The sequence below is a fragment of the Nonomuraea sp. NPDC049725 genome, from assembly GCF_040674795.1.
Taxonomy (GTDB): Bacteria; Actinomycetota; Actinomycetes; order Streptosporangiales; family Streptosporangiaceae; genus Nonomuraea; species Nonomuraea ceibae.
In genome coordinates, this window is record NZ_JBFANJ010000021.1 from 19,025 (window position 1) to 32,012 (window position 12,988).

Annotated in this window: 13 protein-coding genes; 4 read left to right on the forward strand and 9 right to left on the reverse strand. The window is 70.6% G+C overall.

The features are described from left to right. Positions 1-19: 19 nt before the first annotated feature. From AB0J53_RS38460 to AB0J53_RS38485, 6 genes are all read right to left on the reverse strand, one after another. Complete coding sequence (locus AB0J53_RS38460) at positions 20-253, reverse strand: hypothetical protein (protein WP_364181593.1); 234 nt, start codon at positions 251-253, stop codon at positions 20-22. Beyond that, a complete protein-coding gene (ruvX, locus tag AB0J53_RS38465) occupies positions 250-732 on the reverse strand; it encodes a Holliday junction resolvase RuvX (RefSeq protein ID WP_219502196.1) in 483 nt (160 codons plus the stop codon). The genes AB0J53_RS38460 and ruvX overlap by 4 nt, the downstream gene beginning before the upstream one ends. A 1-nt stretch (position 733) precedes the next feature. Then, positions 734-3,406, reverse strand: coding sequence for an alanine--tRNA ligase (alaS, locus tag AB0J53_RS38470; RefSeq protein WP_364181596.1), 2,673 nt, complete (start codon positions 3,404-3,406; stop codon positions 734-736). 17 nt (positions 3,407-3,423) lie between these two features. Continuing rightward, entirely contained in the window at positions 3,424-3,654 is a 231-nt protein-coding gene (locus AB0J53_RS38475; protein WP_219502194.1) for a hypothetical protein, read from the reverse strand. 8 nt (positions 3,655-3,662) lie between these two features. Then, positions 3,663-4,034 carry a DUF948 domain-containing protein gene (locus tag AB0J53_RS38480; RefSeq protein ID WP_049568533.1) on the reverse strand — a complete coding sequence of 124 codons (372 nt, stop codon included), beginning with the start codon at positions 4,032-4,034 and terminating at the stop codon, positions 3,663-3,665. Positions 4,035-4,111: 77 nt separating this feature from the next. Next, positions 4,112-5,362, reverse strand: a complete 1,251-nt coding sequence (locus tag AB0J53_RS38485; protein WP_364181870.1) for a replication-associated recombination protein A — start codon at positions 5,360-5,362, stop codon at positions 4,112-4,114. 228 nt (positions 5,363-5,590) lie between these two features. Here AB0J53_RS38485 and AB0J53_RS38490 point away from each other — a divergent pair, with 228 nt between their 5' ends. Beyond that, the gene (locus tag AB0J53_RS38490) at positions 5,591-6,487 is read left to right on the forward strand and encodes a peptidylprolyl isomerase (protein ID WP_364181599.1); all 897 of its coding nucleotides are present in this window, start codon (positions 5,591-5,593) and stop codon (positions 6,485-6,487) included. Between the two features lie 70 nt (positions 6,488-6,557). Here the strand turns inward: AB0J53_RS38490 and aspS are convergent, their stop codons facing one another. The 3 genes from aspS to AB0J53_RS38505 are packed head-to-tail and all read right to left on the reverse strand — an operon-like array spanning position 6,558 to position 10,227. Next, the gene (gene aspS, locus AB0J53_RS38495; protein WP_364181601.1) at positions 6,558-8,291 is read right to left on the reverse strand and encodes an aspartate--tRNA ligase; all 1,734 of its coding nucleotides are present in this window, start codon (positions 8,289-8,291) and stop codon (positions 6,558-6,560) included. Continuing rightward, positions 8,288-9,547: a histidine--tRNA ligase gene (gene hisS, locus AB0J53_RS38500; protein WP_364181603.1), complete on the reverse strand. Its 1,260-nt coding sequence runs from the start codon at positions 9,545-9,547 to the stop codon at positions 8,288-8,290. Before hisS ends, aspS begins: the two co-directional genes overlap by 4 nt. After that, the gene (locus tag AB0J53_RS38505) at positions 9,547-10,227 is read right to left on the reverse strand and encodes an MBL fold metallo-hydrolase (RefSeq protein WP_364181605.1); all 681 of its coding nucleotides are present in this window, start codon (positions 10,225-10,227) and stop codon (positions 9,547-9,549) included. The genes hisS and AB0J53_RS38505 overlap by 1 nt, the downstream gene beginning before the upstream one ends. A 139-nt stretch (positions 10,228-10,366) precedes the next feature. Here AB0J53_RS38505 and AB0J53_RS38510 point away from each other — a divergent pair, with 139 nt between their 5' ends. The 3 genes from AB0J53_RS38510 to AB0J53_RS38520 all read left to right on the forward strand — a co-directional run bounded on the left by AB0J53_RS38510 (position 10,367) and on the right by AB0J53_RS38520 (position 12,976). Continuing rightward, positions 10,367-11,236: a peptidylprolyl isomerase gene (locus AB0J53_RS38510; protein WP_308125660.1), complete on the forward strand. Its 870-nt coding sequence runs from the start codon at positions 10,367-10,369 to the stop codon at positions 11,234-11,236. Positions 11,237-11,297: 61 nt separating this feature from the next. Then, the gene (locus AB0J53_RS38515; RefSeq protein WP_219502179.1) at positions 11,298-12,527 is read left to right on the forward strand and encodes a DUF349 domain-containing protein; all 1,230 of its coding nucleotides are present in this window, start codon (positions 11,298-11,300) and stop codon (positions 12,525-12,527) included. Next, positions 12,524-12,976 (forward strand): GNAT family N-acetyltransferase, encoded by a 453-nt coding sequence (locus AB0J53_RS38520; RefSeq protein WP_364181873.1) that lies wholly within the window; start codon positions 12,524-12,526, stop codon positions 12,974-12,976. The genes AB0J53_RS38515 and AB0J53_RS38520 overlap by 4 nt, the downstream gene beginning before the upstream one ends. Positions 12,977-12,988 lie beyond the last annotated feature (12 nt).

A 12,988-nucleotide genomic window follows, 5' to 3' on the forward strand; every position in this document is an offset into this window, starting at 1 on the left:
GGATGCAGCCCGGCGAGCATCAGTTCGTCCCGAGGTTGTCGTTCGACTCTTTCCGGTATCTCACGAACCCGCTCTCTTTGTCGGTGAATTTCGTGATTCTATGCACCGGATTCGTCGCGTTAAACCGGTGCGGATCACCCGTCGCCGGACACGCCACACGCACCTTGTCGTCACGCTGGGTAACGGTTTCCACGCGGCGGCACCGGCCGACGATCACTTTAGCGATCTTCGAGCGGTGGAGCACGGCCGTCATGCGGACGGGCCGTCGCCTGTCGCGGAAGGCGGGTCGACCGGCCGGCCCGGCGGCCTGCGGGTCGCGCGCTCGGCGTCGAGCGCGTCCTGCAGCAGCACCACGGCCGCCGCCTGGTCGATGACGCCGCGCTGCTTCTTGGCGCGCACGCCGCTGGCCCGCAGCCCCTGCTGGGCGGCCACCGTGGTGAGCCGCTCGTCGAAGAGCCGGACGGGCGTGGGGGCCAGCCGGGCGGCCAGCCGCGCGGCGAACTCGCGCGCCAGCTGGGCCGCCTGGCCCTGTCGGCCGGACAGCGAGGTGGGCAGCCCCACCACCACCTCGACGGCCTCGTGCTCTGCCGCGATCGCGGCGATGCGGTCGAGGTCGCCCTCGCCCCGCCTGACGGTCTCCACCGGCGTGGCGAGCATCCCCGAAGGGTCGCTGCGCGCCACGCCGATGCGTACGGACCCGACGTCGACGCCGAGCCGCGTGCCGAACCTCATCTCAGCCGAGCTGCTCGCCGACGGCCTGCTCGACCAGCCGCAACGCGTCGTCGATCGCGTCGGGCCTGGTGCCACCGCCCTGCGCGACGTCGTCCTTGCCGCCACCGCCACCCCCAAGCGCCTTGGCGGCGACGCCGACCAGTCTCCCGGCCTTGAGCCCGCGCTCGCGTCCCGCCTCGTTCACCGCGGCAACCACCACGGGCCGGTCGGAGGGGACTCCGGCGATCACGATGACCGCCGGACGGTCGGCCGGGAACCTCCCGCGCACGTCAAGCGCGAGCTTACGCAGATCGTCGGCGCTGGTGCCATCAGGCGCGCGGTGTGTCACCGCGGAGACTCCGCGCAGGTCGGCCGCCTGCGCGGCGAGCTCGCCCGCCACCTGGAGCACCTGGGCGGAGCGCAGCTTCTCCAGGTCCTTCTCGGCGGTGCGCAGCCGGGTGACGATGCCCTCGATGCGCTCGGGCAGCTCCTCGCGACGCGCCTTGAGCTGCTCGGTGAGCTGGGCGACCAGCAGGCTCTCGCGCGCCAGGAAGCGGAAGGCGTCGATGCCGACCAGCGCCTCGACGCGGCGCACGCCCGCGCCGACCGACTGCTCGCCGAGCACCTTGACCAGGCCGAGCTGGCCGGAGCTGTGCACGTGGGTGCCGCCGCACAGCTCGCGCGAGTAGTCGCCGATCTCGACCACGCGGACCTCGTCGCCGTACTTCTCGCCGAACATCGCCAGCGCGCCCATCGCTCGCGCCTCGGCCTGCGAGGTGTAGAAGGCGTTGACCTTGAGGTCGTTGATCAGGACGGCGTTGACCTCGTCCTCGACGTCGCGCAGCACGCTCGGCGGGACCGCCCCGGCCGCGGTGAAGTCGAAGCGGAAGCGGCCGGGCGAGTTCTCCGAGCCGGCCTGGGCCGCCGACTCGCCGAGCGCGTTCTTGAAGCCGCGGTGGACCAGGTGGGTGGCGCTGTGGCTGCGCGAGATCGCGCGGCGGCGCTCCAGGTCGATCTCCGCGTGCGCCTCGTCGCCCGCGCGCAGCTCGCCGGAGCGGACCTTGCCGCGGTGCACGACCAGGCCGGTGACCGGCGTCTGGACGTCGTGGATCTCCACCTCGGCGCCCGCGGTGCGGATGACGCCCTGGTCGGCGAGCTGGCCGCCGCCCTCGGCGTAGAAGGGGGTGCGGCCGAGGACGACCTCGACCTCGGTGCCCGCGCCCGCCGCCGGGACCGAGACACCGCCGGACAGGATGCCGATGACGGTGGTGTCGGCCTCGGTCTCGTCGTAGCCGAGGAACTCGACCTTGCCCGCGCTCTCCAGGAGCTGCCCGAAGACGGAGATGTCGGCGTTGCCGGTCTTCTTCGCCGCCGCGTCGGCCTTGGCGCGCTCGCGCTGCTCCTTCATCAGCCGGCGGAAGCCCTCTTCGTCGACCTTGAGCCCCTGCTCGGCCGCCATCTCCAGGGTGAGGTCGATGGGGAAGCCGTAGGTGTCGTGAAGCTGGAACGCCTGGTCGCCGGAGAGCGTCGTGGCGGACTTGCGCTTGGTCTCCTCGACGGCCACGTCGAAGATCGCCGTGCCGGTGCGCAGCGTGCCGAGGAACGACGCCTCCTCGGCGTCGATGACCCCGTGGATCTGCGGCGCGTCGACCTTGAGCTCGGGATACTGCTCGCCCATGACGTTGATCGCCACGTCGGTGAGGGTGTGCATGTAGCGCTCGTCACCGGAGCCGAGCAGCCGCAGGTTGCGCACCGAGCGGCGCAGGATGCGGCGCAGCACGTAGCCGCGGCCCTCGTTGCTGGGCAGCACGCCGTCGGCGACCAGCATGGTGCCGGTGCGGACGTGGTCGGCGATGACGCGCAGGCTCACGTCGGTGCGCGGGTCGCTGCCGTAGCGGCTCTTGGTGAGCTCGGCCGCCTTGTCAAGGATCTTGTACGTGGTGTCGATCTCGTAGATGTTGTCGACGCCCTGCAGGATCGCCGCCATGCGCTCCAGGCCCATGCCGGTGTCGATGTTCTTCGCCGGCAGCTCGCCCGCCACGTCGAAGTCGACCTTGGTGCGGACCTGGCTGAGCTGGTACTGCATGAAGACGAGGTTCCACACCTCCAGGTAGCGGTCCTCGTCGGCGACCGGCCCGCCTTCCTTGCCGTACTCGGGGCCGCGGTCGTAGTAGATCTCCGAGCAGGGGCCGCCGGGTCCGGCGACGCCCATGTGCCAGTAGTTGTCCTCCAGGCCGCGGCGCTGGATGCGCTCGTCCGGCAGCCCGACCTTGTTGCGCCAGAGGTCGTAGGCCTCGTCGTCGTCCAGGTAGACGGTCGCCCAGAGCTTCTCCTCGGGGAAGCCGAAGCCGCCGTCGGACTCCGAGCGCGTCAGCAGCTCCCAGGCGAACGGGATCGCCTCGGCCTTGAAGTAGTCGCCGAAGGAGAAGTTGCCGAGCATCTGGAAGAACGTGGCGTGACGGGTGGTCTTGCCGACCTCGTCGATGTCGGGGGTGCGCACGCACTTCTGGGCGGTGGCCAGCCGAGACGCCGGAGGCTTGCGCTGCCCCAGGAAGTACGGCTTGAACGGCACCATACCGGCCGGAACCAGGAGAAGCGTGGGGTCCTCTGCGATCAGGCTGGCCGAGGGCACTACTTTGTGCCCACGCTCCTCGAAGAAGCGCAGGAAGCGGCGCGCGATCTCTGCCGACTCCATGGTGGCCATCCTTTGCTTTAGTGGTTGTCTTCAGCGTTGTCGAGACCGAAGCGGGCCCGCAACTCGATTTCGCGCCCGGCGGCCTCGCCGAGCGCGTCGGAGGTAAAGTCTCTCACCCGCACGAGCATGCCCGCGGCGCCGTCGGCGGTGCGGCGGGCGATGTGGTTGGGGTGCAGCGCCTGCAGCCTGCGCATCACCCACAGCGTGATGAGCGCGCCGAGCGACAGGTAGAACAGCCGTCTGATCATCGCCGTGATCACCGCCGCCCGGCCTTGCGCGGCCTGCGGGCCTCGATGGCCCTGCGGACGCCGTAGCTCAGCGACGACACCTTGATCAGCGGCCCGGTGAAGACGGTCTGGGTCACCGCGCTCAGCTTGGCGGCGTGCCCGCTGACCTGCTTGACGTCCCTGGCGATGGCCTCGACCGCGACGAGCTGCCGGTTGGTCTCGTTGACCGTGACGCTCATGTCGTCGAGCAGCGGCGTCAGGCGCGCGTTGAGCTCGGAGACCGCCTTGGTGGTCTCGGTGAGCAGCCTGGCGAGCTTGACGAGCACCATGGCGAGAACGCAGACCAGGACGATCCATCCCGTGGCGGCGATCAGCCCGGCGACCTCTCCAGCGGTAAGCATCCGCTCATCTCCCTCGTACGCTGGGCCGGAACGCCAAGACCCTATCGCGTCCCGGGGACGAGGTCGGTGAGGACATGTCAGGACGGGTCCGATCCCCTGAGGAACTCGCGGATCTTTCCCCAGCGTCCGGCGACCGGCGCCTCGGCTCCGTGCGTGGTCGGCTCGTAGTAGCGGCGCTCGCGCACCTGCTCGGGCGCGTAGTGCTGGCGGACCAGGCCGTGCTCGAAGTCGTGCGGGTACTTGTAGCCCTCGCCGTGACCCAGTTTGGCGGCGCCCGGGTAGTGGGCGTCGCGCAGGTGGCCGGGGACCTGGCCGATGAGGCCGCGCCGCACGTCGCCGACGGCCGCGCCGATGGCCTTGACGACGGCGTTGGACTTGGGCGCCAGCGCGCAGTGGATGACGGCGTGCGCGAGGTTGATCTGGCCCTCGGGCAGGCCGATGAGCTGCACGGCCTGGGCGGCGGCGACGGCGGTCTGCAGGCAGGTGGGGTCGGCCAGGCCGACGTCCTCGGAGGCGAAGATGACCAGGCGGCGGGCGATGAACCGGGGGTCCTCGCCGGCCTCGATCATCCGGGCCAGGTAGTGCAGCGCGGCGTCGGCGTCGGAGCCGCGCATCGACTTGATGAAGGCGCTGATGACGTCGTAGTGCTGGTCGCCCTGCCGGTCGTAGCGGACGGCGGCCTTGTCGGCGGCCTTCTCCACGACCTCGACCGTGATCTCGTCGTCGAGCAGCGCGGCCGCCTCCAGATAGGTCAGCGAGCGGCGGGCGTCGCCGCCGGCCAGCCGGACCAGGTGCTCCAGCGCCTCGTCGGCGAGCGTGGCGCGCCCGCCGAGCCCGCGCTCGTCGGAGACCGCGCGCCGCAGCACGGCGGCGATGTCGTCGTCGGTCAGCGACTCCAGCGTGAGCAGCAGCGAGCGCGACAGCAGCGGCGAGATGACGGAGAAGGCGGGGTTCTCGGTGGTGGCGCCGATGAAGGTGACCCAGCGGTTCTCCACGGCGGGCAGCAGCGCGTCCTGCTGGGCCTTGTTGAAGCGGTGGACCTCGTCGACGAACAGCACGGTCTGGCGGCCGGACATGCCGAGCTGGCGGCGGGCGTCGTCGATGGCGGCCCGGACGTCCTTGATCCCGGCCGAGACGGCGGAGATCTCCACGAAGCGCCGCTTGGTGACGTTGGAGACCACGTAGGCGAGCGTGGTCTTGCCGGTGCCGGGCGGTCCCCACAGGAACAGCGACATCGGCGCCTCGCTCTCGACCAGCCGGCGCAGGGGCGTGCCGGCGCCGAGCAGGTGGCGCTGGCCGATCACCTCGTCGAGCGTGCGGGGCCGCATGCGGACCGCCAGGGGCTGCGGCGTGGCCTCCTCAGCCGCTGAATCGAACAGACTCTCCACATCGCGAGTTTACGCGCCCGCCGCCACCGGTCGTCCCGGGTCGCGTCCGTGGTCAGGGCCGTCGAGTCACTGCGGTGAGTTTTCGTCACTTACGTCCGGCACATCGCGGGGCCGGTAGCATTCGCGGAGTTATTTGGTCATGTGTCAGCAAAGATGGAGGACATACCGGTGAGCGGCGACGACGACGACCGCCAGAGCCAGCTGGCTCGCGAGCACAAGGAGCGGCAGGCGCAGCGCGCGGCGGGCCAGACGTCCAAGGCCAGGCGCAACACCTTCATCGGCGCCGGCGTGGCCGTGGCCGTGGTGGCGGGCGGCATCTTCGCGGTGACCACCCTCGTCGGCGGCGACGACAAGCAGACGGTCGCGGCGGCGACCACGCCCACGGCCTCCGCCACGCCCTCGCCGCCGGTGACCGAGATGCCGTCGCCCACGGCGACGCCGACCGGCCCCGTGACGTGCGACTACAAGAAGGACACCTCCGGTGTCCCGGTCAAGTACGTGGGCATGCCGGGCAAGAAGCCCAACATGAAGCTCTCGAAGATGACGATCACCACCAACCACGGCGACATCGTCATCCAGGTCGACCCGGCGGTCACGCCGTGCTCGGTCAACTCGATGGCCTTCCTGGCCAAGAAGGGCTTCTACGACAACACCAAGTGCCACCGCCTGGTGACCCCGGAGACGTCCGGCCTGTTCCTGCTGCAGTGCGGCGACCCGAAGGCCAAGGCCGACGGCAAGAACCCGACCGACGGCCAGGGCACGGCCGGCTACGTCTTCCGTGACGAGGCCGCGGGTCTGGTGCCGTACACGAAGGGCGTGGTGTTCCTCACCCAGCCGCAGGACGCCGCCGGACAGAACAGCAGCCAGTTCGCCATCTCGCTCTCGGACGAGAACGCCCAGATCGACCCGGTCTACTCGGTGCTCGGCATGGTCCAGTCGGGCCTGGAGATCATCGAGAAGGTCGCCAAGGACGGCGTCATCGTCAACGAGAACGACATCACCGGCGACGGCGGCTCCACGGCCCCCAAGACGCCGATCATCATCAAGAAGGTCACCCTCACCTGACGAGCGGCGACGGCAACGGCAACGGCAGGCGTCCCGTCGGACGCCTGCCGTTGTCATGCGCGCCGGAGGCTCAGCTCTCCTTGGGCTGGGCGTCGACGCCCGCCTCCTTGCGCTGGACGCCGGTGATGGGCGTGGGCGCGCCGGTGAGCGGGTCGAAGCCGGAGGCGGTCTTCGGGAACGCGATCACGTCGCGGATCGAGTCGCCGCCCGACAGCAGCATGCAGATCCGGTCCCAGCCGTAGGCGATGCCGCCGTGCGGCGGCGGGCCGTACTTGAACGCCTCCAGCAGGAAGCCGAACTTGCTCTCCGCCTCCTCCTTGGAGATGCCGAGCACGTCGAAGACGCGCTGCTGCATCTCGGCGCGGTGGATGCGGATGGAGCCGCCGCCGATCTCCATGCCGTTGCAGACCATGTCGTAGGCGTAGGCCAGCGCCTCGGCCGGGTGGTCCTGGAAGTTGTCGGCCCACTCGGGCTTGGGGCCGGTGAACGGGTGGTGCACGGCCGTCCAGCCGCCCTCGCCGTCCTCCTCGAACATGGGCGCGTCCACGACCCACAGGAACGACCACTGCGACTCGTCGATGAGCCCGCAGCGGCGGCCGATCTCCAGCCGAGCCGCGCCGAGCAGGTCGCGCGAGGCGCCGCGGGCGCCGGCCGCGAAGAAGACGGCGTCGCCCGGCTGCGCGCCGACCTTCGCCGCCAGGCCCGAGGTCTCGGACTCCGACAGGTTCTTGGCCACCGGGCCGCCGAGCGTGCCGTCCTCCTGGACGAGCACGTACGCCAGGCCCTTGGCGCCGCGGCTGCGCGCCCACTCCTGCCAGCCGTCGAGCTCCTTGCGCGTCTGCGAGGCGCCGCCGGGCATGACGACCGCGCCGACGTAGTCGGCCTGGAAGACGCGGAACGACGTGCCGGCGAAGTAGTCCGTCATCTCGACGAGCTCCTGGCCGAAGCGCAGGTCGGGCTTGTCGGAGCCGTAGCGGGCCATCGCGTCGGCGTAGGTCATGCGGGGCAGCGGCATGGGGATCTCGTAGCCGAGGATCTCCCGCCACAGCCTGCCGATCAGCTTCTCGCCGACCTCGATGACGTCCTCCTGGTCGACGAAGGACATCTCGACGTCGATCTGGGTGAACTCCGGCTGCCGGTCGGCGCGCAGGTCCTCGTCGCGGTAGCACTTGGCGAGCTGGTAGTAGCGCTCGAGCCCGGCCACCTGGAGCAGCTGCTTGAACAGCTGCGGCGACTGCGGCAGCGCGTACCAGTTGCCCGGCTGCAGGCGCACCGGCACCAGGAAGTCGCGCGCGCCCTCGGGCGTGGAGCGGGTGAGCGTCGGCGTCTCGACGTAGACGAAGCCGAGCTCGTTCATCACCTCGTTGGCCAGGTAGGTGGCCTTGGAGCGGGTGCGCATCGCGGTGGCGACCTGCTGGCGGCGGATGTCGAGGTAGCGGTACTTCAGCCGCGCCTCCTCCGACACCCCCACGTTGCCCTCGATGGGGAACGGCAGCGGCGCCGACTCGCTGAGCACCTCGACCGTCTCGGCCACGACCTCGATCGCGCCGGTGGGCAGCTCGGGGTTCTCGTTGCCCTCGGGCCGCACCCGTACCAGGCCGGACACCTGCACGCAGTATTCGGCGCGCAGGTCGTGGGCGTGGTCCTCCTCGCGGAAGACCACCTGCGCCGAGCCGGAGGCGTCGCGCAGGTCGATGAAGACCACGCCGCCGTGATCACGGCGGCGGGCCACCCATCCTGCGAGCGTCACCTGCTGCCCGGCGTGCTCCTCGCGGAGCTCCCCGGCCTTATGCGTGCGGATCACTGCACTTTCCCCTTCAAGACGTCGACGACCTGGGCCAGCGGCACCTCGGTCTGCTCAGCGGTGGTCAGGTCTTTCACTTGCGCGGCCCCGGCGGCCAGGTCACGCTCGCCCAGGATGAGCGCGAACCGGGCGCCCGAGCGGTCGGCGCCCTTCATCGCGCCCTTGAGCCCCTTGCCGCCGAAGGCCATGTCGGCGCTGACGCCCGCCCCGCGCAGCTCCGCGACGAGGTGGAACATCCGGCGGCGGGCGTCGTCGCCCAGCGCGACACCGTACACCTGGACGCGGCCTGGCGCGGTCTCGGGCAGCAGGCCCTCGGCCTCCATCGCCAGGAACGTGCGGTCGACACCGAGCGCCCAGCCGACGCTGGGCAGCGGCGGGCCGCCGAGCATCTCGCTGAGGCCGTCGTAGCGTCCGCCGCCGCCGATGGCCGACTGCGAGCCGAGCCCGCCGTGCACGAACTCGAACGTGGTGCGGGTGTAGTAGTCGAGACCGCGCACGAGCTTGGGGTCGTCCTCGAAGGCGACGCCGGAGGCAGTCAGCAGGGACCGCACCTCCTCGTGGTAGGCCTTGCAGCCCTCGCACAGGTGGTCGACGATCAGCGGCGCGCCGGTGAGCTGGGCCTGCACCTCGGGCCGCTTGTCGTCCAGCACGCGCAACGGGTTGATCTCGATCCGGGCGCGGGTGTCGTCGTCGAGGTCGAGGCCGCGCAGGAAGTCCTGCAGCGCCGCCCGGTAGACGGGCCGGCAGGTCTTGTCACCCAGGGAGTTGAGCAGCAGCCGGACGTTGCGCAGCCCCAGCGCGGCGAAGCCCCGGGCGGCCAGCACGATCAGCTCGGTGTCGAGCGCGGGGTCCTCGGTGCCGAGCGCCTCCGCGCCGACCTGCCAGAAGTGCCGGTAGCGGCCCTTCTGCACGTTCTCGTAGCGGAACTGGCTGCCGGAGTACCACAGCTTGACCGGGAGCTGTCCGGCCTGCAGGTTGTGCTGCAGGACGGCGCGCACCACGGACGCGGTGCCCTCGGGCCGCAGGGTCAGTGAGCGGCCGGCCTTGTCGGGGAAGGTGTACATCTCCTTGGAGACGATGTCGGTCGACTCGCCTACGCCCCTGGCGAACAGCTGCGTGTCTTCGAAGACGGGCGTCTCGACATAGCCGTAGCCCGCCAGCCGTACCGGGGCGACGAGCGCCTCGCGGACGGCGAGAACCTGCTCGGAGCGGGGTGGCAGCCAGTCGAAGGTGCCCTTCGGTGCTTGGAAAGTCATCAGATTCCTCGTGTGGGACCGGCGTGCGGCGCGGCCTCCTTGAGATAAGGATTGGTGGCGCGCTCGTGGCCGATCGTGGTCTGTGGTCCGTGGCCCGGCAGGACGACCGTATCGTCAGGCAGCGTCAGGCACTTGGCAGCGAGGCTGCGCAGGATCGTCGGATAGTCACCGCCCGGCAGGTCGGTGCGGCCGATGGAGCCGGCGAACAGCAGGTCACCCGCGAACATGATCTCGTCAGCGGGCAGCCTGAAGCTCACCGACCCCCTGGTATGGCCGGGCGTGTGGTCGACGGTGAACTCCATGCCGGCCAGCTCCAGCACGGCGCCGTCGGACAGCTCGCGGACGTCGTCGGGCTCGCTCAGCGTGATGCCGCCGAACAGCGACGCGCTCGTCGGCGACCAGCCGGCCGCCGGGTCGCTCAGCAGGTGCCGGTCCTCGGGGTGGATCCAGGCGGGGACGTCGCGCGCGCCGCAGACCGGGGCCACCGACCACACGTGGTCGAGGTGGCCGTGGGTGAGCAGGACCGCGACCGGCTTGAGGCGGTGCTCGCGCAGCAGCTCCTCGACTCCCTCGGTGGCGTCCTGACCTGGGTCGATGATGACGCACTCCTCGCCCGCAGCGGGCGCGACGGCGTAACAATTGGTCTGGAAGGCCCCTGCGGGGAAGCCGGCGATGAGCATCTGCCTCAGCTGATCTCGTCAAAAATGCCAATGGGAATGTAACCGAAGGGTACCGGTGCGGGTCGCCGGGCTGCGAATCATTACCCGTTGGCCGATACGATTCGCCCACCTCAGTTGATTGACTATGGGAGGCAAAGCGGTGGCCACGGGGAAGGACCGGCAGAAGCAGCTGGCACGCGAGCACTACGAGCGGCAGATGCAGCGCCGCCTGGAGCGTGAGCAGCGCAACAAGCGCACCGCGATCATCGGCTCCACGGTGGGCGTGGTCGTCGTGGTGGGCGGCATCGTCGCCGCGGTGGCGATGCTGGGCGGTGGTGACTCCGCGACGGAGGCAGCCAGCACCCCGACCGCCTCCGCGCCGCAGGAGACCGCCTCCGCGGCCGCGCAGCCCAAGCCGTACGATCCGGCGACCGGCACGTGCGGCTACGTCGCCGACACGGCGGGCGGACAGGTCAAGGACGTCGGCATGCCGCCGGCGGAGGTGAAGCTCAAGCCGGCCACCAAGACGATGACGCTGGAGACCAATCTCGGCGACATCGTGGTGACGCTGGACAACGCCAAGGCGCCGTGCACCGTCAACTCGCTGGACCACCTGGCGAGCAAGAACTTCTACGACGGCAGCAAGTGCCACCGGCTCGGCAACGACAAGTTCCCGATGCTGCAGTGCGGCGACCCGAAGGCCAAGGCCGACGGCAAGGCCCAGGGCGACGGCTCGGGCGGGCCCGGCTACGTGATGGTCGAGGAGAACCTGGAGGGCGCCACCTACAAGCGCGGCGTGATGGCGATGGCCAAGACGCAGGCGCCGGGCTCGACGGGGAGCCAGTTCTTCCTCGTGTACGGCGACATCGGTCTCACCCCCGATTACACACCGGTGGGTACGATCACGAAGGGGCTCGACATCCTGGACAAGGTGAACAAGGCGGGCGTCATCGGCGATTCGGGTGATGGGACCGGAGCTCCCAAGGAAACCGTCGAAATCAAAGACGTGACAATCAGTGGCAAGAGCTGACGTAATACAAACTAGGGACGAAGAGTCCCGAAGGGTCTGATGGAAAGTGCGGGAGGACACGGTGAGCACCGACCCGTGGGGCCGGGTAGACGACGACGGCACCGTCTACGTGCGTACGGCTGAGGGAGAGCGGGCCGTCGGGTCCTGGCAGGCCGGCGAGCCCGAAGAGGCACTGGCCTACTTCCATCGTAAGTACGACGAACTGGCCGGCCAGGTCCAGCTCCTGGAGCAGCGCGTGCGCGGCACCGACCTGGCTCCGGCGCAGGCCGAGGCCAGCATCGTCAAGCTGCGTGAGGCGGTCTCCGACGCGCACGCCGTCGGCGACCTGGGCGCGCTGACGGCCCGCCTCGACACCCTCTCGGAGCTGGTCGCCCAGCGCCGCGAGGAGGTCAAGGCGGCGCGTGAGCAGGCCCGGGTCGAGGCCAGGGGCGTCAAGGAGCGGATCGTCGCCGAGGCCGAGCGCATCGCCGACGAGACCACTCACTGGAAGTCCGGCGGCGAGCGGCTGCGCCAGCTCGTCGAGGAGTGGAAGGCCGCCGACCGCATCGACCGGGTCACCGAGGCGCAGCTGTGGAAGCGGCTCTCGGCCGCCCGCACGGCCTTCGCCAAGCGGCGCAAGCAGTACTTCGCCGGGCTCGACGAGCAGCGTGAGGGCGTGCGCGCCGCCAAGGAGGCCATCGTGGCCGAGGCGGAGGCGATCGCCGGCTCGACCGACTGGGGCGAGACCGCGGCCGTCTACCGCGACCTGATGCAGCGCTGGAAGAGCGCCGGCCGCGCCTCCCGCGAGGTCGAGGACGAGCTGTGGGCGCGCTTCAAGGGCGCGCAGGACCAGTTCTTCCAGGCGCGTTCGGCCGTCTTCGCCGAGCGTGACGCCTCGCTGGCCGCCAACGCGGAGGTGAAGCAGGAGCTGCTGATCGAGGCCGAGAAGTTGCTCCCGGTCACCGACGTGCGCGCGGCCCGGGCGGCGCTGCGCAACCTGCTGGAGCGCTGGGAGGCCGCCGGCCCGGTGCCGCGCGAGCAGCGCGACCGGCTGGAGGGCGGGCTGCGCAAGGTCGACGACGCCGTGCGCAAGGCCGAGGACGCCGAGTGGAAGCGCTCCAACCCCGAGGCCCGCGCCCGCGCGCAGAGCACGGTCGACCAGCTCCGCACCTCGATCGAGCAGCTGGAGAAGCGGCTGGCCAAGGCCCAGGCCAACGGCCGGGCCAAGGACGCGAAGGAGGCCGAGGAGGCGATCATCGCGCGCCGCTCCTGGCTGGAGGAGGCCGAGCGCACGCTGGCCGAGTTCAGCTGACGCGCGTGGACGAGATCCGGTCCGCCGTCCCCGGCGACTATGACGCGATCGCGGCGGTGGTCGACGAGTGGTGGGGGCGGCCGATACTGCCCGTGCTCCCCCGGCTCTTCCTCGACCACTTCCACCGCACGAGCTTCGTCGCCGAGGGGCCGGCCGGGCTGGCCGGCTTCCTCGTCGGCCTCGTCTCGCCGTCGCTGCCCGGCGAGGCGTACATCCACTTCGTCGGCGTCAGCCCGCGCGAGCGGGCGGCCGGCCTGGGCAGGCGCCTGTACGGGCGCTTCTTCGACCTGGCCCGTGAGCACGGCTGCCACGTGGTCAGGGCGATCACCTCCCCCGTCAACACGGCGTCGATCGCCTTCCATCGGCGTCTGGGGTTCGCGGTGAGCCCGCCGGTGCCCGGCTACAACGGCCCCGGTAACGACCTGGTCACGTTCTCCCGGCAGCTCTGAGACCTATGCTGG